This window comes from Collinsella sp. TF12-2AT (assembly GCF_003436735.1).
In the GTDB taxonomy this organism is placed as follows: domain Bacteria; phylum Actinomycetota; class Coriobacteriia; order Coriobacteriales; family Coriobacteriaceae; genus Collinsella.
Genome location: NZ_QSQK01000009.1, coordinates 63,736 through 82,060 on the forward strand (window position 1 = coordinate 63,736; position 18,325 = coordinate 82,060).

Sequence of the window (18,325 nt, forward strand, 5' to 3'; positions counted from 1 at the left end):
CCGGGTTTTTTATTTCCGAGCAAACCATCTGCAATTCCCATTTGGCCCATAGCTTTACGTTCTGCTTGTGGCCCTTGCGGGTACAATATGCAAGATATTTGGACGGTCAGAAGGAGCCTCATGACGGAGTCCTCTCAGCATACATCTAAGCCCCAGGTCGAGGTTGAGGCCTCGGGCGGCGATGACAACAAGGGTGCACGCCGCGGTGCCATTTTTATCGGCGTCGTGCTGGTTGGCTATATCGTTTATCTGATTGTGACCGGTCAGATGGGACAGTTCTGGGCCGCTATGTCGAGCGTTCAGGCGCCGTGGCTCGTTGCTGCATGCTTTTGCATGTTCCTGTACCTGTTCTTTGGCATCGTCGCCTATGCGATCGCCGTCTGGCTCGATCCCAATTCGCCCGTCGGCATTCGCGACCTGATCTCGGTCGAGGCGAGCGGTATCTTCTTTGGCAACCTGACGCCCATGATGATGGGCTCTACGCCCGCCCAGATCTACCGCCTGACCAAGGCAGGCCAAAATGTCGGCGAGGCCGGTGCCACGCAGTTCACGCGCTTTATCGTGTATCAGTTTGGCCTCGTTGCCTGGGGCGCCATTCTGCTGCTTGCCCGAATGCCGTTTTTCGCCGAGCGCTATGGCGACATGACGCTGCTGTGCGTCTTTAGCTTTGGCGGTCACTGTTGCATTCTGCTTGGCATCTTTGCCGTCGCGCTCATGCCCAAGACCGTCACGCGCGTCGCGCACTGCATCATCAATTGGCTCGAGCGAATGGGCGTCTCGGCCACCAAGATTGAGGGCTGGCGTACGTTTGTCGACGGCGAAATCTACTCTTTCTCCGAGAAGTTCAAGCTTTCAGCCGGCCACTTTTCGTCCATGCTGCTCACGGTGGTCATCACCATGTTGCAGCTCGCGTTTTTCTACCTCGTGCCGTATTTCCTGATGCTTGCCTTTGGCCACCACGAAGTCGACTTTTTCTCGGTCATGGCCGCGAGCGCCTTTGTTCAGCTCCTGAGCTCTGCTGTTCCCCTGCCCGGTGGCACCGGCGGTGCCGAGGGTGGCTTCGCGCTGTTCCTGGGTCATTTCTTTGGGTCGGCGTCGACCGCCGGTTATCTGCTGTGGCGCCTCATTACGTTTATCGCGCCGACGATTTTGGCCGCGCCCCTGCTGGGTCTTAAGAGCGCTCACAACGAGAGTATCCACTCACGCTGGGATCGCGCGATGCGCAAGCTCGGACGATCGCCTCAGACGTCCTCTAAGCCTGCAAAGCCCCATCCTGTGAATGCGGTTACCGTGGATCCCAATCAGCATGCTCAGAAGGCTTCTGGGGCCGCCAAACCCTCGCATAAGGCCTATGTGCGCCAGACAGGTGACGGCATTCGTGTGTCCCCGGCTGCTTTGAACAAAAAGAAGCTCCCTAAGGCGTAACAGTTGGTCGTGCGTTCTTCATGTTGCCGGGCTTTTTTGTGCCGGATGGGGGATAATCCTCTTACGTTGATTAACTCTCATCTGTTGATGAATGCTCACATTCCGAAGGGACACGTCCATGGACACCAGCAAACCGCGCCTCGACCGCCGCATCGTTCGCAGCCGCAATGCCATCCTTTCTGCGTTTGAGCGCCTGCTGATGGATAAACCGCTTGCCGATATTACCGTGAGTGCCATCGCGCGTGAGGCAAATGTCGATCGCAAGACCTTCTACGTGCACTTTGGCACGGTCGACGGCCTGCTCGATGCCATCGCCGCCGATGTGGTCGAGATGATCGTCGACTCGGTCGAAAAGACGCTTTCCACTATGGGCAGTGACCCCAACGAGCGCGCCCTTGGAGCGGCGGCTACCTTCTTTAAGACCATCAACGAGGCACTTTGCAATAACCTCGTGCTCAATCGCCAGCTGATTGAAAACATCCCGCTCGACGATTTTATGACGCGTTTGCGCGTGCCGCTCGAGCATGAGATTGCCGAGCGCGATCTGCTGCCCCAAGGTCTCAAGGACGAGATGTTCGACTACTATCTGGCGTTTTTGCTGTCGGGTATTATCGGAATCTATCGCACATGGGCGCTGTCTGACGGCTCGGTTCCTATCGAGCGCGTCTCGGAGGTCGCCAACGACCTGACTCTCAATGGCCTGTCGAGTCTGGAATCTCGCTTGGATTAGGCGCAGGCTCGAGTTCGTGAGGCGCTTGTCGGGGTGCAGCCCGATCGATCAGGCGACGAGCATCCCGCCGAAGCAGTCGATGACCGGGCTCAGGTAGACCTTCTCGCCGCCCGGGAGCCTGAACTCGGTGATGTCGGTGAGCCACAGCAGGTTGGGCTCGTCGGCGTGGAAATTCCTGTTTACGAGGTTCTCCGGCGCCTTGTAGACCTCGCCGGCGTAGGAGCTGTAGCCTGAGGATCCTTAAAAGAAAGTCCAGTTTATCCTTTCCACCCCAATTGGGAATCCTCCGATGCGCCTTCGCACGCTCGCATGACCTCGATACCGTGCGAGCGTGCGAACTCGACGAGCTCTGCGTTGCGGGCGTTTATGGTGCCGAAGGCGGCGGGACACACGATAAGGCGCGCGCAGTGGACGAGGAGCTCTTTGGCGCGGGCTATGGTTCTATCCCCGATCGGCTCGAAGGCGCGCTCGGCCACGCATTCCGCCGCCAGGTCGCGCGCGAGCTCGCAGTCGATGTCCCCTTCGTGCAGAACGCCCGTGTAGAACGCCTTGCCCTGCCGGATGAGCTGGCGAAACACAGCCGACCCCGTACCTGCGCCGGCGATGACGAACGTGTGCGCATCGCCGTGCGGGCGTCCAATTTCCACGCTGCCGAAGCGCTCGTTGAAGGTGCCATGTTGAAGGCCGTAGAGCTCGCCAATCGTCTCGCGCGTGAATATGTCCTCGGGTGCGCTGGCGCGGAAGACCCGGCCGTCCTTCACGCAAATCACCTTGTCGGCGCTTTTCTGCGCGAGCTCGAGTTCGTGGATGGACATGATGACAGCCACATTCCGCGATTTCGCAAGGTGGCGAAGTATTCGCAGCAGGTCGATCTGGTAGCGGATATCGAGATATGACGTGGGCTCGTCGAGCACGAGCACGCGCGGATCCTGCGCGATGGCGCGTGCGAGCATGACGCGCTGGCGTTGCCCGTCGCTTATCTGCATGAAGTCGCGCTCGGCGAGCTCTTCCACATGTGCGGTTTTCATGGCCTCGTCGACCCGACTATGGTCGTCGGGCGAGAGTGTGCCCATTCGCCCGGTGTAGGGGTGCCTTCCCGCCTCTACGACATCGCGGCAGGTGAGGAGCTCGGTCCGGGGGCGATCTGTCAGCATAACGGCAAGGTTCCTTGCAAACTCCGCCGTCTTCCATCGGGAAATCTCCCGCCCGTCGAGCTCGACTGCGCCGGCAAGCGGTGCCAGATGGCGTGTGATGGTTTTCAAGATGGTCGACTTGCCCGAGCCGTTCGGCCCGATGAGCGCCACGACGTCGCCCGCGCGAACCTCCAGATCGACGCCTTCGACTACGACCTTCTTGTCGTAGCCCGCCGACAGGTCGCTTATGTGGAAAAGCGGCGCTCCGTCAGCCTGCGTTTCGACCGTAGTTTCGAGGTTCGGCTCCGCTCGGAGGAGGCGTTCCGCGCGCAGTTCCGCACGAGCCGAAAGTGCCTTCTGGCGCTTTCGTGCGAGCTCAGGACTGTCTAAGCATGGAATGTCCCCTCCGAGCGTTTTGGGCCGCGGCACGAATTCCCCCATCTACCTCACCCGCTTCTTCAACATGAGCGCGATAACCACCGGAGCGCCGAAGATGGCGGTGACGGCGCTGATGGAAAGCTCGACGGGAGAGAACAGCGTGCGCGCGATCAAATCGCAGCCCGCGCAGAAGATGGCGCCTCCCAAGAAGCACGCAGGAATCACGCGGATGGGCTTCGACGACTTTAGCGCCGACTTCACGAGATGCGGAACCGCGATGCCTACGAACGACACCGGACCAGCGAACGCGGTCACGCAGGCGGAGAGCATGCTCGCTAGAAGGACGAGCACCACGCGGAAGCGTTCGACGTTCACGCCGACGCTTTTCGCGTAGGCTTCTCCCAGCTGGAAGGCGGAAAGGGGCTTCGATATCGCGAATACGCATGCGCTCACGGTGATCACCACGACCGCGATGACCGCGATGTCGTCCCAGCTCGAACCCGAGAAGCTACCCAAAGACCAGTTGTGCAGGTTCACGATGGACTGGTCGTCGGCGAAGGCGATGAGGAAGTTCGTCGCCGCCGAGCAGATGTATCCCACCATGACGCCCGCCACGATGAGCATGGCCATGGAACTTATGCGCCGTGCGATGAGGAGCACGAAGCCGATGGTGATAAGCGAGCCCAGAAACGCTGCGGCCACCATGGCCGGCGAAGACATGGCCATGTTCGCGCCTAGAAGTACGATCATCGTAAGCGCGACGACGAACTTTGCGCCCGAGGAGACGCCCAAGATGAACGGGTCGGCGATGGGGTTGTTGAAAAACGTCTGCAGCAGGAACCCGGAAAGCGAAAGTGCCCCGCCGAGAAGCACGGCTGAAAGCACGCGCGGCAGGCGAATCTCCCGGATGACCTGGCTTTCCATGGAATTGGCCGCGCCGCCCGAAAGGATGCCGGGGATGTGGTCTGCGGGCACGAGCACGCTCCCGATGCACAGGTTGGCCCCGACGAGCACGATGAGGGCAACAGCGAGCAGCGCCGTCACGACGCGACACCGCGCGGCGCGCCCCGATTCGTCGTATGCCATGGAAAGCCGGCTTCTCATGGCGCTAACCGAGCTTCCTCAGATAATGGAAGTCGCTCGCGTTATCGCCGGTGAACGCCCCGTGCAGCTCGTCGATAATGTCGGCGGTAGAAGTCATCTGCTGGTACATGTCGGCGCTTGTGACCCAGACGTTGCCGTTCTTCACGGCTTTGAACTGCGACAATAGCGCGTTTTTGCCTACGAAGTCGTTCAAGGTGGTAACTGACTCGTCGATGGTGCCGTTGTAGACGATGATGTCGGCATCCTTCGCCGTCGCGTAGAAGCGCTCCATTTCGAGCGTTACTGACGAACCTGACGTCGACGACGCCTGCGCGTCATCGAGCGCATAGCTGCCGCCTGCAAGCTCGATCATCTGCGCCACGTAGTCGCCCGCCCGCCGCGTGACGGCGGCCCCGTTCGAGTTAATGTAGAAATACGCCACGGTTTTACCTGACGACGCGAGCCCCGACGTTTGCTCGACGCGGGCCTTCTGCTCGTTGAACAGGTGCGCGGCCTCGTCTTCCTTGTCGAATAGGACGCCGAAAAGCTTAATCCACTCAACGCGCCCGAGTGCTTCGGGCTCGCTCGACGACTGTTCGGTGAGCACGACGAGCCCGAGCTTCTGCAGCTTTTCCTTCACATCGGGCGTGTGGTTGATCATGGTGTTCTCGATGGCGAGCGTGCAGCCCGAGGCCGATATTCGCTCGTAGTCGGGCGCGCTGTACTTGCCGCCGTAGGCGATCGCCCCACTTTCGAGTGCGCTTTTGAAGCCCACGACCGAGCAGTCGTCGGCCTTCGTGCCCGACATGATGATATTGTCGTTCGCATCGAGCGCGTCGACTAGGCACATCGTCGCCGACGACACGAGGTACACCTTGTCGGCGGGGCGCCTTATGACCGCGATGTCGGAGCTCAACCCATCAGGTACCTTCGCATCTTGCGGCACCACGAGGAAACGTTCTCCATTCGAAACGCAGATAAGCCGCAGACCGCCTTCGAACTCGTCGACAGTGAAGTGCTCGGCGTATTCAAGCTGAAGCGCCCCCGTCGGCTCCCAGCCGCAGCCCAAATCGGCGTTGTGGAAGTCGGCCGCGGCGCTTGAAGCCGTTCCTGCAGGGGAGCCGCCGCTTGCATCGTCGCCCGATTTCTCCTTCATGGTGGATGAGTCGAAGTGGATCGTGTAGTCGATGGTGTGCGGCGTCGACATGGCGACGGTCTCGGCCGACACGGCGATGTCCTCGTCGAGCGTGACGGGTATCTCGAACGTGGAGTTGCCGCCGTCGTTTACGGGCGCGTAGTCCACGCCGTCGACGGTCATCTTGTCGTAGTTCGAACTCGACCAGGTGATGGTCGCGGTGTAGGTGTCGCCATCTTTCACAATTGTGGTGGGTGAGGCGATGCTTGCGCGCCCTGACCCGCCGGAAAGCGAGACATTCACAGTGTATTCCTGAGAGCCCGCCGTGCCACCGGTCGCGTTCGGGCTCGCACTGCACCCCGCGAAGGGAAGCGCGAGCAGGGCGACGAGAACGCAGGCGATCGCGCGCGCCGCGATGCTGCGGCGCTTCCTGTTTTCCCCCTTGGGAAGAATCGACCGCATGGCGTTACTTCAGTGCGTCGGCGCGCAGATCGACGCCGGCGGATTCGAACACGAGCGTGCGGTCGTACCACTGCTCTTTTCTAATACTCCACGCGGCACAGGCGGTGTCCTCGTCGAGCGCATCAACGGGCACGTCGTAGGTGTACTTGCCTTCCCCGTTTTCCACATAGGGGATGAAGTCTGCCTCGCTCGCGGCGGCAGCCTCGTCGCCCGTGCCCATGAAGAGCTTGCCGTAGCCCGTGCCGGAAAGCGTCATCACGCAGTGCATGGAGCCGTTTTCCACGATGAGCTGGGCGTCCACAATCCTGAACATGTTCGAGCTGGAATCTACGGTGATCGGATAGGTGCCGTCGGCTACCTTGTCGGCGGTGATGGGGGCAGCGCTTGCGCCCTCGGTCGCATCGGCCGCCTGCTCGGTCTTTTCCTGGGAATCGGTATTGCTTGCCTTTGCGCTGTCGCTTGAATTTCCGGCGCAGCCGGCGATCGAGAACGCGAGAAGCGCCGCCGACAGGGCGAAGACGAGGGTTTTCTTCAACATGGAGGGGTTCCTTTCAATCGCTTCTACCGCCCGCGCCGTGCGGTGGGCGGGCGGGATGCGAATGCAACGGGCATGCGCCGTCGGTCGGGGAAGGCGCATGCCCGTTGCACGGGGACGCGACCGGCGCCCCCGTGCGCGGCGAGTTTACAGCTTGGCGATGGCGTCGTCCACGTGCGAGACGTAGATGTCGTCGACCGCGGCGTTCTGTCCCAGACCCTGGAGCAGGCACGTCACTTCGAAGCCGGCGGCCACGAACTTCGCAGCCCAGCTGTCGGGGTCGGTCTCGTCTGCCATGTCGTTGTTCGCGTGGTCGCCCGCGACCACCATGAACGGCGCGAGCACGGCCTTCTTGTACCCTGCGGCGCTCGCAGCGGCGATAACATCCTCGCAGGTCGGTTCAGCCTCGACGGTGCCGACGAAGAACTGCGTCAAGCCCTCGTTCTTGAACACTTCCTGCATCTTGGCATAGTCGGCGTTGGAATCGGCTTCGGTGCCGTGGCCCATGAGGCACAGCGCCGTCTTGCCGTCGTCGAAGGACGCCATGTTCTCCTTAATGGCTGCGGCCACCTTCTTGTAGTCGTCGTCGGAGGTGAGCAGCGGGTCGCCGAGCGAGATCTTGTCGAACTTGTCGGCGTACTTGTCGAGCTCGTCTTTCACGTCGGCGTATTCCAGGCCAGCCATGAGATGCGTCGGCTGCACGACGATTTCCTTCACGCCGTCTTCCACGCAGCGGTCGAGCGCCTCGGTCATGTTGTCGATCGTGATGCCGTCGCGCTTCTTCAGTTTGTCGATGATGATCTGCGCGGTGAAGGCGCGGCGGATGTCGTAGTCCTGCCAGTACTTCTCGCGGATAGCGTCTTCGATGGCGCCGATGGTGATGTGGCGCGAGTCGTTGTAGCTCGTGCCGAAGCTCGTGACGAGAATGACCGGCTTCACGGCCTTCTCCTTTTCGCTCGATTTCTCGGGACTCGCGGAGGTGCTGGAGCAGCCCGCGAGCGCGAATCCGGCGAGCGCGACGGCTCCGGTTGCTGCGGCGCCCATGAAGCCGCGGCGTGACATCTGGTCGGACATGGTTTTCCCTTTCCTCGGTTTGCCGGTCCCCCGGCGACAGTTGCTTATCGGCACAAGCGAAAGAAAAGCGCGCTCGTCCGCAAAGGGATAGCGCGCCTGTTTCTTGCATTCGAAAGGGAAGCGCACTCCTCGGGGTTCACAAGGAGATAACGCCACGGCGATGCCGTGAGGAAAAGGCGAAGCAGTCTGGCTTGGGGCGCGAGGCGGTTCGCCCGCGCGTCCTACACAGTAATGTCCCTTGCCCAGGATTCCCACCTGGTTCCCTCCGCAAGCCAGCGCGGGCTGTGTGGGCGCCGCGCCGGTCATTTCCTTTTATTCGATTGTCATATGCTCGTTGCCGAAACTACCACTATGATAGTGGGCGTTTGTGGGCGTGTCAAAGCCAGGGCGGGCGGCATTGCGCCTCCTGCCTACGTATTTGCGCCGATTGCCGCTGCGGGCGCCGTGTCTTGCCTGCTGCGCGAAGGGCGGCGTAAACGGTTGCGATGAGAAACGGGAAGGGAAGGCTCGGATGATTCATATTGTTGGCGCAGGTTCGGGCGCCGCCGACCTTATCACGCTGCGCGGGGCGCGTCTTCTGCGCGCGGCCGACGTGGTCGTTTGGGCGGGGAGCCTTGTGAACCCCGAGCTGCTCGCCGAGTGCAAGGAATCCTGCGTCGTCTGCGACAGCGCGCACATGACCTTGGAGGAAGTGCTCGACGTGATGTGCGCGGCGGATGCGCGGGGCGAGGAAGTGGTGCGCCTGCACACGGGCGACCCGTGCCTGTACGGCGCCATCCAGGAGCAGATGGACGCGCTCGACGCGCGCGGCGTGGACTACGAGGTGGTGCCCGGCGTGTCGAGCTTTTGCGGTGCCGCGGCGGCGCTTCGCCAGGAATACACGCTGCCGGGAATCAGCCAGTCGGTCGTGATCACGCGGCTTTCCGGGCGCACCCCCATGCCCGCGGGCGAGGGCATGCGCACCATGGCGGAAAGCGGCTCGACTATGGTCATCTTCCTGAGCTCGGGTATGCTCGCCGAGCTTTCCGCCGAGCTTTTGGCCGCGGGCCGCAGCTCCGACGAGCCGGCGGCGCTCGTGTACAAGGCGACCTGGCCTGAGGAGCGCGTGGTGCGATGCACAGTGGGCACGCTCGCCGATGCGGGCGCGCGAGAGGGCATCGACCGCACGGCGCTCGTGGTGGTGGGCCGCGTGCTCGGAGCTCGCGGCGGGCTTGCGCACAACGGCGCGCAAGCGGAGTCGTACGAGCGCAGCAAGCTTTACGACCCTTCGTTTGCCACAGGGTATCGGAAGGCGAGCAGCTAGCGTGGCCTTCGAGCACTACATATATACCGGGACGACCCGCCTGCGCTGCGGCTACACCACGGGGAGCTGCGCCGCGCTCGCGGCGAAGGCGGCCTGCGAGATGCTCTTGTCACGAAAGCCCGTCGGCCGCGTGTCGATCGTCACCCCCGGCGGGCTGCCCGTCGAGGCGAACGTGGTCGACGCATGTATCGGCGAGGGGTGCGCCCAGTGCGCCGTGCGAAAGGACGCAGGCGACGATGCCGATGTGACCGACGGCGTGCTCGTGTACGCGCGCGTGGAACATGCGGGGTCGGGCACGGGTGCTGCGGGCAGCAAGGGCGTGCCCGCGCGCGAATCGGAAGTTTCCGTCGATGGCGGCGTGGGCGTGGGGCGCGTGACGTTGCCCGGGCTCGAGCAGCCGGTGGGGGCGGCCGCCATCAACGCGACGCCGCGCGCGATGATCACTTCGGCGGTGCGCGAGGTGTGCGCCGCGCACGGCTTTTCTGGAAATATCGCTGTGACGATTTCGGTACCCGAGGGTGTTGCCCTTGCCGAAAAGACCTTCAACCCGCACCTGGGGATAGAGGACGGCATCTCCATCCTGGGCACGACGGGCATCGTCGAGCCGCGCAGCCTCGCTGCCTTGCGCGACAGCATCGAGCTCGAGATCCGGCAGCATGCGGCTATGGGGCGGCGCGGAGTCGTGCTTACGCCCGGCAACTACGGCGCACAGTTCATCTCGGGGCATTTCCACCTAAACGGTGCGCCGGTGGTCTTCATCTCCAACTTCGTGGGCGATGCGATTGATTGCTGCGTTCGCGAGGGATTTACCAATGTCCTTCTTGTGGGACACATCGGCAAGCTGGTGAAGGTCGCGGGCGGCATCATGGACACCCATTCGCGTACCGCCGACTGCCGCGCGGAGATTCTGGCCGCCCACGCGGCCTTGGCCGGCGCGGGCACGAAGACCGTGCGCGAGATCATGTCGTCGGTCACGACCACGGCGGCGCTCGAGGTAATCGAGGCCGCCGGCGTGGGGGACGCTGCGCGCGCCTCGCTCGCTGCGGCAATCGATGACAGGTTGCGCCGCCGCGCGGCGGGCGCATGCGACATCGCCGCGGTCGTGTTCGACGCCGAGCGCCGAGAGCTTTTCCGCACGTCGGGCGCCGATGCAGTTATCGGGGAATTGGGGGCTACGTATGAGTAAAGGCGTGCTGTACGGGGTGGGCACGGGGCCTGGCGACCCCGAGCTGCTCACGATCAAGGCCGTCCGCACAATCGAATCGTGTCCGGTCATCGCCGCACCGCAGACGGCGGACGGGGCCATGGTCGCGCTCGACATCGTGCGCGGCGCCGTCGACCTTACAGGCAAGACGGTGATCCCCGTGCGATTCTCGATGACGCGCGACGCCGAGCGCCGCACGGCCGAGCATGCCTCGCTTGTTCGCGAGCTTGTCGCGCACCTGGATGCGGTCCGCGACGTCGCGCTGCTGAACCTGGGGGACCCGAGCATCTACGCCACCTTCCAGCGCATAGCGCCCGACGTTCGCGCCTGCGGGTTCGAGGCGCGCGCCATTCCCGGCGTGCCGAGCTTCTGCGCGGTCGCCGCAGCGCTCGAGCGCGACCTCACGCCCGAGATGTCGTCGCCTCTGCACATCGTGCCCGGCGGCTACGACGACGTGCGCCGCGCAATCGGCTGGCCGGGGACGAAGGTGGTCATGAAGGCGCGCCGCTCGCTTGCGGACACGAAGCGCATCCTTCGCGAGGAGGGCGCCTTCGACGGTGCCGAGCTCGTAGAGGACTGTGGGCTTCCGGGCGAGCGCGTGTACCGCTCGCTCGACGATGTGCCCGATCGGGGCAGCTACTTCTCGACGATGGTGGTGCGCTAGATGAGGGTTTCCTGCATAGCGTTCACTGAGAGGGGGTATGCGTTGGCGGAGCGCATCGCACACGCGCTTTCCGATTGCGCGCAGACAGGTGAAGATGACCCTGGCTGGGACGTTTCCGTTTCGCGCGGGTTCGGCGAGTGGAAGGCCGACCTGCGCGCATGGACGGCGCTCGCGTGGGAAGCGTCGGACGCGCTTCTGTTCGTGGGCGCGGCGGGCATCGCCGTGCGGGCGATCGCGCCGCATGTCGCCTCGAAGGCAAGCGATTCCGCGGTTGTGGCGATCGACGAGGCGGGGCGCTTTGCCGTCCCGCTTTTGTCGGGGCATTTGGGCGGTGCGAACGAGCTTGCGCAAACTGTGGCACGCGCGGCAGGGGCCATCCCCGTCATCACCACGGCGACCGACGTCCGCGGCGTGTGGGCGGTGGATACGTGGGCTCGCTGTGCGGGGCTCGCCGTTTCGAATCCCGAAGCCATCAAGCGAGTGTCGGCGCGGCTGCTTTCGGGCGGGCGCGTGGCGCTCTATTCCGACATGCCGATTTCGGGACAGCTGCCTGAGGGGGTTGACATTGCGTCCGACCGCGCTCGGGCCGATATTGTCGTGTCGCCGTTCGCTGGCGCGAATGCAGGTGCGTCCGTTCGCGCGGCGGAGACAACGGGCGAGGTCGTGCCCGCCGGTGAGACGGGGAAGCCGGCGGGCGTGCGGGCGCAGACGTCTGCGCCCGAGCCGCTTCGCCTTGTCGTGCCCTGCATCGTTGCGGGCATAGGGTGCCGTCGCGGTGCGTGCGCCGAAGCGATCGGGGAGACGTTTCTTCTCGCGTGCGGGCAGGCGGGTATCTCGCCTTCGGCCGTGCGCGAAGCGGCGACGATCGACGTGAAGGCGCACGAGGAGGGTCTGCTCGCCTTCTGTCGCGCGCGCAATATCCCGCTTGTGACGTATTCCGCAGAGGAGTTGTCGCAGGTCGAAGGCAGCGTTTCGCCATCTGATTTCGTGCGCGCGACGGTGGGGGTCGACAACGTGTGCGAGCGCGCGGCGCTCGCGGACGGGGGCAAACTTATCTTCCCGAAGCTCGCTCACGGCGGCGTGACCGTCGCGTTTTCCAAGGTAACTATCGAACTTTCGTTTAAGGAGCGGTGATGGGAAAGCTCTTCGTGGTGGGGATCGGTCCGGGCGGCCCCGACGGCATGACGATTGCGGCTCGGCGCGCGCTCGAGGCGGCCGACATCGTTGTGGGGTACACGAAATACGTGGAGCTCGCGCTCGCCGCCGTGCCCGACGCGGCGCATCTCGCGACGCCGATGATGCACGAGGTCGAACGGTGCCGCCTGGCGCTTTCGCGCGCGCAGAGCGGAGAAGCCGTGGCGCTCGTGTGCAGCGGTGACGCGGGCGTGTACGGCATGGCGAGCCCCGTGCTGGAGCTTGCGGAGGACTACCCCGATGTAGACGTGGAAGTTATCGCCGGGGCCACCGCGGCTCAGAGCGGGTCGGCGGTGCTCGGCGCCCCGCTTGCCCACGACTTCGCGGTCGTGTCGCTCTCCGACCTGCTTACGCCGTGGGAGGTCATCGAGCGCAGGCTCGCCGCCGTGGCGAGCGCCGACTTCTGCATCTGTTTGTACAACCCGCGCAGCAGAAAGCGCGCCGACAGGCTCTCGCGCGCGGCGAAGATTATGCTCGAATGGAAGGCCCCCGACACGCTCTGCGGCTGGGTACGCAACATCGGGCGCGAGGGGCAGCAGTCGGGCATGTGCAAGCTCTCCGAGCTGGGGGAGTTCGACGCCGACATGTTCACCACCGTGTTCGTCGGCAACGCGGACACGAAGCGCGTAGGCGGCCGTATGGTCACGCCGCGCGGGTATCGGGAGATTCCATGCGAAAGGTAACGATCATCGGGGCGGGGCCCGGAAACCCCGACTTGCTCTCGCGCGCGGCGCTCGACGCGATCGACATCGCCGACGTGGTCATCGGCGCTCATCGCGCGCTTGTCAGCATCGACGTGCCGCCCGACGTGGTGAGATGCGAGCTCGTGAAGACGGCGGACATCGTCGCCGCTCTCACCGATGCGGCGTCGTGGCAGCGCGCCGTGGTCGTGATGACGGGCGATGTGGGGCTGTTCAGCGGCGCGCGCCGCCTGGTGGAGGCGCTCTCCGGCGACGCGCGGGTGGACGTGCGCGTCATTCCCGGCATAAGCTCAGCGTCGTATCTCGCCGCGCGCCTCGCGCGTCCATGGCAGGATTGGCGCTTCGCGAGCGCTCACGGCGTGGCGTGCGACATCGTGGCCGAGGCCGAGCGCGCAGGTGAGCTCTTCCTCGCCACGTCGGGCGGGGAAGACCCCTCGCGGCTTTCGGGCGAGCTTGTGCAGGCGGGCTTCGGGGACGCGCGCGTGACGGTGGCCGAGCGCCTGTCGTACCCCGACGAGCGCATCACCTGCGCGACCGCAAGTGAAATCGCAGGTCAGACGTTCGACGACTTGAACGTGATGCTTATCGAGTTCGCAGGCTGCGCCGGGTCGCCTGCGGGCTCTAGCGCAGCCTCCGAGGCGCCGGCCGGCGCGTCTGCGCCCGCGGCTGCTTCTTTCGCGGCGGACTCTGCGGGCGCATCCCGCGCCGCGAGCTCCCGCTGGCCGTACGCTTCCTCGGGCATTCCCGACGAGCTCTTCATCCGCGGCGACGTTCCCATGACCAAGCAGGAGGTGCGCGCCGTCGCGCTCGCGAAGCTGCGCCTTACCGCGACCGACACCGTGTGGGATGTCGGCGCCGGCACGGGGAGCGTGTCGATCGAGGCGGCGCTCGTCGCGCGAGCGGGGTCGGTATGGGCGGTCGAGCGCAACGCGGCCGGCGTGCGGCTCATCCGAGAGAACGCGGATGCATTCGGGTGCGGCAACGTGCATGCGGTCCCCGGTGTCGCCCCCGAAGCGCTCGCGAAACTGCCTGTCCCCGACGCCGTGTTCGTCGGCGGGAGCGCGGGCGAGCTTCCCTCCATCGTGGAGGCGGCGCTCGAGAAGAACTCGCAGGTTCGCCTGTGCGTGCCATGCGTCACCGTTGAGACGCTCACCGAGGCGTGCGCGCTCCTCTCGGGTTCGCGCTTTAAGGGGTTCGAGGCGTGCCAGGTGTCGGCCGCCCGCGCTGAGGCTGTAGGCTCGCACCATCTTATGAAGGCACAAAACCCCGTGTTCCTCGTCAGCGCGCGTGGTACGGGCGCGGATGCCGAGGAGCTTGCCGATGTCGGGGCGCTTGTTGAGTCGCCTGTCGGGGAGGACCCCTCTGTCGAGGGGAACCCATCCGTTGAGGTGGTCTCGCTTGCTAACTGCAACGCCGCAGGCGGGGAAGGCGGTGCCCGGTGAGCACGTCCATCCCGCGCTTCATGGTCGCTGCGCCCTCGAGCGGGAGCGGCAAGACGGTCGTCACGTGCGCGCTCCTGCGCGCGCTCGCGCGTCGCGGCCTTGCATGCGCGGCCTTCAAATGTGGCCCCGACTACATTGACCCGCTCTTTCACCGCCGCGTCGTGGGTGCGCGCTCGGGCAACTTAGACGGCTTCTTCGCTGACGCCCCGACGCTGCGCGCCCTGCTCGCACGCGGCGCCGCGGGTGCGGATGTCGCGGTGCTCGAGGGGGTCATGGGCTTCTACGACGGCATGGCGCCCGGCGTGGCCGAAGCGAGCAGCTACCAGGTTGCGCGCGACACGGAAACGCCGGTCGTTTTAGTGGTGAACGGGCGCGGGGCGTCTTTATCGCTCGCCGCCGTAATCCGCGGCATCGCCGAGTTCCTGCCTTGTGCGAACGTGCGCGGCGTCGTGCTGAACAGGACGAGCGCCGCTGCCTGCGCCTACGCGGCGCCTGCGATCGAGAAGCACACGGGCGTCGCGGTTTTGGGGAATATCCCCGCCGACGAGACGTTCTCGCTCGAAAGCCGGCATCTGGGGCTTGTGACCGCCGACGAGGTCGAGCAGCTCTCCGCGCGCATCGACAAGATGGCCGAGCTGGTGGAAAAGAGCGTCGACGTCGACCGCTTGCTCGAAATAGCTGCGACGGCCCCCGATATCCGCGAGGAACCTTACCGGTTGGAGCCGATCGCGGGAGCGCGGCCCATCGTCGGCGTCGCGCGTGACGAGGCGTTCTCGTTCTACTACGAGGAGAACCTGCACGCGCTCGAGGACCTTGGTTGCGAGCTGGCCTTTTTCAGCCCCCTGTGTGATAGCGAGTTGCCCCGGGGGACAAGCGCCCTCTATCTGGGGGGCGGCTACCCGGAGCTCCATGCGCGGCAGCTCTCCGAGAACGCGCCGATGCGCGAGGCGGTGCGGCGCGCGGTGGAATCCGGCATGCCGACGGTCGCCGAATGCGGTGGGTTTCTGTACCTGCAGCGCGAAATCGCCGATAGCGAGGGGCGGCGCTGGCCTGTTGCGGGCGCCCTTGAGGGCGCAAGCGAGAACGGGGGAAGGCTGTCCCATTTCGGGTACGTGGAGCTCACTTCCCAACGCGACGGGCTCTACGGGCCGCGCGGCACACGCATCCGCGCGCACGAGTTCCACTACTGGCAGTCCACCTGCCCGGGCGGCGACTTTTGGGCGCTGAAGCCCCGGCGCGACAAGGGCTGGCCGTGCATGTCGACCACCCCGTCCCTGGTTGCGGGCTTCCCGCATGTGTACTATCCTGCGAACCCCGACGTTGCGCGCGCGTTCGCGTCTGCCGCGGCGTCGTTTGCAGAGAGGAGACGGCATGGCTGAAGCAACCGAAACCGCGCTTGCCTGCATCCGCGAGGAAGTCGAGCGCGCGTTCTCGTCGGCGCCGGGCGCCGTGCTCGAAGCCACGCTCTCCCGGATCGAGCCCGCAGACGAGTGCGCCCGCGCCGCCGCGTACGCCGCGTGGGACTCCATCGCGCACCCCTTGGGGGGATTGGGCGACTTTGAAGACGCCGTCGCGTGTATCGCCGCAGCTCAGGGGAGCGCCGAGGTGGCCGAGTTTCCCCGTGCGCTCGCGGTATTCTTCTCCGACAACGGGGTTGTTGCCGAAGGCGTGTCGCAAAGCGGGCAAGACGTGACGCGAGCCGTCGCGCGTAACATGTGCGAGGGGGCCACGAGCGCCTGCCGCATGGCGGCGTTCGCGGGTGCCGAGGTCGTGCCCGTCGACGTGGGTATGGCCCGGGGCATAGAAGACGCGCGCATGGTGCGCGCGAACGTGCGGCGGGGGAGCGGCAACATCGCGCACGGCTCCGCTATGTCTCGAGATGGGGCCGTGCGCGCGATCGAGGTCGGAATCGCCGTCGCGTGCGGGCTTGCCCGCGCCGGCGTGCGCCTTCTCGCCGCGGGCGAGATGGGCATCGGCAACACGACCACCTCGGCGGCGGTGGCCGCAGTGCTCATCCGGGCGGACGCGCGGAGCCTCGTCGGGCGCGGCGCGGGGCTCTCGGACGCCTCGCTCGCGCGCAAGCGCGACGTGGTCGAGCGCGCTATCGACGCGAACTTGCCCGATCCCGCCGACCCGATCGACGTGCTCTCGAAGGTGGGCGGCTTCGACATCGCGGCGATTTGCGGCTTCTACCTGGGGGCCGCGGCCTCGAAGGCGCCGGCGCTCCTCGACGGGGTCATATCCTGCACGGCGGCTCTGTGCGCGGCGCGCCTGAGCCCCAACGCCTTGGGCTACCTCGTGGGCACCCACGCATCAAGTGAACCCGCAAGCCGGGAGCTCCTTCGCGAGCTCGGCATAAAGGCACCCCTCGACGCAGGCATGCACTTGGGCGAGGGCGCGGGCGCCATGGCGTATCTGCCCCTTCTGGATTCGGCGCTGCGCGTGTACCGGGATGGGAAGACGTTCACGGCGACTGGCATGGCTGCTTACGAGCATTTCGAGGCCGGGAAATGACGGTGACGCTCGTCATCGGCGCCGCCACGAGCGGCAAGAGCGCCTACGCCGAGTCCCTGTGCCTCGGGCACGACGGCCCCCGCGTGTACCTGGCAACGATGGAGCCCTTCGGGGAAGAGGGCGCCCGCCGCATCGCGCGCCATCGGGCGCTGCGCGAGGGCAAGGGGTTTTCCACCCTCGAGCGCACGCGTGACGTGGGCGCCGCAGTGCCCGGGCTTCCGCGCGGCTGCACGCTTCTTTTGGAGGACGTGGGCAACCTGGTTGCGAACGAGCTTTTCGCGGAAGGCGGCTTGTCCCCACGTGACCCCGACGCTGCGGCGCGCGAGGTGCTCGGAGGCATCGAACGGCTCGCTCAGGCCGCTGCGTATACGGTGGTGGTCACCGTCGACGTGTTCGCCGATGAGATGCGCTACGATGAGGGGACCGAGGCATGGAGGCGCGCGCTCGCGCGCGTGAACGCGGGCGTGGCGGCGCTGGCCGACCGCGCAGTCGAAGTGGTATGCGGGATTCCCGTGTGGATGAAAGGTGAAGGACCTACAAGGTGAAGATAGCAGAGGCAATCGGCGCGGCGTTCGGAACGTTCTCGCGCATCCCCGTCCCGAAATCGGCCTGGACCGATTTCGGGTCAACCCATGCGCTTGCCGCGTTTCCCCTGGTGGGCCTTGCGGAAGGGTTCCTCATGACGGCGTGGGGACACGTTGCGAACCTGCTCGGCGTGCCCGCGACCATCGTCGCGGCCGTGCTCGTGGCGCTGCCTGTTGCGCTGACGGGAGGCATCCACCTAGACGGGCTCTGCGACACCTCCGATGCGCTTGCAAGTTGGGCCCCGCGCGAGCGAAAGCTCGAGATCATGCACGACCCGCGGGCGGGCGCCTTCGGGGTCATCGGTGTTGTTGTGTACCTTATTCTGCAGTTTTCCCTGTTCACCGCGCTGCCGCTTACGGCGGGGGCGTTCCTCGCGCTTCTGTGCTCGCTCGTGTTCTCCCGCGCGCTTTCGGGACTCGCCGTTGAATGCTGGCCTGCCGCGCGGGCGGACGGCATGGCCGCGGGGCTCTCGCCTGCGAAGAAGCGCGCGGCGATCGTCGTGCCGCTTTGCGCTTTCGCTGCGGCTTCGGCTGCAGGGATGGTCGCGTGCGCTCAGGCTGTCGGCGCCCTTATGGCGGTGGCGGGGCTTTTGGCGCTCGCGTGGTACCGCCATGTTGCCCTGTCCCGCTTCGGCGGGGTGACGGGGGATTTGGCCGGATGGTTTCTGCAATGGGCCGAGCTCGCGATGCTTACCATGCTGGTGGCGGGGGGCATGCTCCTATGATGCTCGTGGTAGGTGGCGCGCATTCGGGGAAGAGGACCT

The 18,325-nt window shown here is 65.3% G+C and carries 17 protein-coding genes and 1 pseudogene; 12 read left to right on the forward strand and 6 right to left on the reverse strand.

The window, feature by feature from the left end; genetic code table 11:
- The first annotated feature begins 120 nt into the window (after positions 1 to 120).
- Positions 121 to 1,425, forward strand: coding sequence for a lysylphosphatidylglycerol synthase transmembrane domain-containing protein (locus tag DXD24_RS07165; RefSeq protein WP_117564109.1), 1,305 nt, complete (start codon positions 121 to 123; stop codon positions 1,423 to 1,425).
- A gap of 118 nt (positions 1,426 to 1,543) precedes the next feature.
- Positions 1,544 to 2,155, forward strand: a complete 612-nt coding sequence (locus DXD24_RS07170) for a TetR/AcrR family transcriptional regulator (protein ID WP_158548925.1) — start codon at positions 1,544 to 1,546, stop codon at positions 2,153 to 2,155.
- Between the two features lie 51 nt (positions 2,156 to 2,206).
- Here the strand turns inward: DXD24_RS07170 and DXD24_RS10270 are convergent.
- The 6 genes and pseudogenes from DXD24_RS10270 to DXD24_RS07200 all read right to left on the reverse strand — a co-directional run.
- Positions 2,207 to 2,383: pseudogene (locus DXD24_RS10270) on the reverse strand (IS3 family transposase); the annotation flags it as partial.
- Positions 2,384 to 2,412: 29 nt separating this feature from the next.
- The gene (locus DXD24_RS07180; RefSeq protein WP_117646454.1) at positions 2,413 to 3,729 is read right to left on the reverse strand and encodes an ABC transporter ATP-binding protein; all 1,317 of its coding nucleotides are present in this window, start codon (positions 3,727 to 3,729) and stop codon (positions 2,413 to 2,415) included.
- Positions 3,730 to 4,752 carry an iron ABC transporter permease gene (locus DXD24_RS07185; RefSeq protein ID WP_117564106.1) on the reverse strand — a complete coding sequence of 341 codons (1,023 nt, stop codon included), beginning with the start codon at positions 4,750 to 4,752 and terminating at the stop codon, positions 3,730 to 3,732. It lies immediately after the preceding gene.
- Between the two features lie 22 nt (positions 4,753 to 4,774).
- Positions 4,775 to 6,346: an ABC transporter substrate-binding protein gene (locus DXD24_RS07190; RefSeq protein ID WP_147324141.1), complete on the reverse strand. Its 1,572-nt coding sequence runs from the start codon at positions 6,344 to 6,346 to the stop codon at positions 4,775 to 4,777.
- 4 nt (positions 6,347 to 6,350) lie between these two features.
- Complete coding sequence (locus DXD24_RS07195) at positions 6,351 to 6,884, reverse strand: hypothetical protein (protein ID WP_117564104.1); 534 nt, start codon at positions 6,882 to 6,884, stop codon at positions 6,351 to 6,353.
- A 144-nt stretch (positions 6,885 to 7,028) separates the two neighbouring features.
- Positions 7,029 to 7,955 carry a sirohydrochlorin cobaltochelatase gene (locus tag DXD24_RS07200; RefSeq protein ID WP_089571781.1) on the reverse strand — a complete coding sequence of 309 codons (927 nt, stop codon included), beginning with the start codon at positions 7,953 to 7,955 and terminating at the stop codon, positions 7,029 to 7,031.
- A 511-nt stretch (positions 7,956 to 8,466) separates the two neighbouring features.
- Here DXD24_RS07200 and cobM point away from each other — a divergent pair.
- The 10 genes from cobM to cobS are packed head-to-tail and all read left to right on the forward strand — an operon-like array spanning position 8,467 to position 18,286.
- Positions 8,467 to 9,258 carry a precorrin-4 C(11)-methyltransferase gene (gene cobM / locus DXD24_RS07205; RefSeq protein WP_117646455.1) on the forward strand — a complete coding sequence of 264 codons (792 nt, stop codon included), beginning with the start codon at positions 8,467 to 8,469 and terminating at the stop codon, positions 9,256 to 9,258.
- A gap of 1 nt (position 9,259) precedes the next feature.
- On the forward strand, positions 9,260 to 10,444 hold the full coding sequence (cbiD, locus tag DXD24_RS07210) for a cobalt-precorrin-5B (C(1))-methyltransferase CbiD (RefSeq protein WP_221696317.1): 1,185 nt from the start codon (positions 9,260 to 9,262) through the stop codon (positions 10,442 to 10,444).
- Positions 10,437 to 11,126 (forward strand): precorrin-2 C(20)-methyltransferase, encoded by a 690-nt coding sequence (cobI, locus tag DXD24_RS07215; protein ID WP_089571786.1) that lies wholly within the window; start codon positions 10,437 to 10,439, stop codon positions 11,124 to 11,126. Before cbiD ends, cobI begins: the two co-directional genes overlap by 8 nt.
- Positions 11,127 to 12,260 carry a cobalt-precorrin 5A hydrolase gene (locus DXD24_RS07220; protein ID WP_117564103.1) on the forward strand — a complete coding sequence of 378 codons (1,134 nt, stop codon included), beginning with the start codon at positions 11,127 to 11,129 and terminating at the stop codon, positions 12,258 to 12,260.
- The gene (cobJ, locus tag DXD24_RS07225) at positions 12,260 to 13,003 is read left to right on the forward strand and encodes a precorrin-3B C(17)-methyltransferase (RefSeq protein WP_117564102.1); all 744 of its coding nucleotides are present in this window, start codon (positions 12,260 to 12,262) and stop codon (positions 13,001 to 13,003) included. The genes DXD24_RS07220 and cobJ overlap by 1 nt, the downstream gene beginning before the upstream one ends.
- On the forward strand, positions 12,991 to 14,463 hold the full coding sequence (gene cbiE / locus DXD24_RS07230; RefSeq protein ID WP_117646456.1) for a precorrin-6y C5,15-methyltransferase (decarboxylating) subunit CbiE: 1,473 nt from the start codon (positions 12,991 to 12,993) through the stop codon (positions 14,461 to 14,463). The genes cobJ and cbiE overlap by 13 nt, the downstream gene beginning before the upstream one ends.
- A complete protein-coding gene (locus DXD24_RS07235; protein ID WP_233502353.1) occupies positions 14,460 to 15,842 on the forward strand; it encodes a cobyrinate a,c-diamide synthase in 1,383 nt (460 codons plus the stop codon). The genes cbiE and DXD24_RS07235 overlap by 4 nt, the downstream gene beginning before the upstream one ends.
- On the forward strand, positions 15,835 to 16,977 hold the full coding sequence (locus DXD24_RS07240) for a nicotinate-nucleotide--dimethylbenzimidazole phosphoribosyltransferase (RefSeq protein WP_117646457.1): 1,143 nt from the start codon (positions 15,835 to 15,837) through the stop codon (positions 16,975 to 16,977). The genes DXD24_RS07235 and DXD24_RS07240 overlap by 8 nt, the downstream gene beginning before the upstream one ends.
- On the forward strand, positions 16,974 to 17,522 hold the full coding sequence (locus DXD24_RS07245) for a bifunctional adenosylcobinamide kinase/adenosylcobinamide-phosphate guanylyltransferase (protein WP_117646458.1): 549 nt from the start codon (positions 16,974 to 16,976) through the stop codon (positions 17,520 to 17,522). Before DXD24_RS07240 ends, DXD24_RS07245 begins: the two co-directional genes overlap by 4 nt.
- Positions 17,519 to 18,286, forward strand: a complete 768-nt coding sequence (gene cobS / locus DXD24_RS07250) for an adenosylcobinamide-GDP ribazoletransferase (protein WP_117646459.1) — start codon at positions 17,519 to 17,521, stop codon at positions 18,284 to 18,286. The genes DXD24_RS07245 and cobS overlap by 4 nt, the downstream gene beginning before the upstream one ends.
- Positions 18,287 to 18,325: the final 39 nt, after the last annotated feature.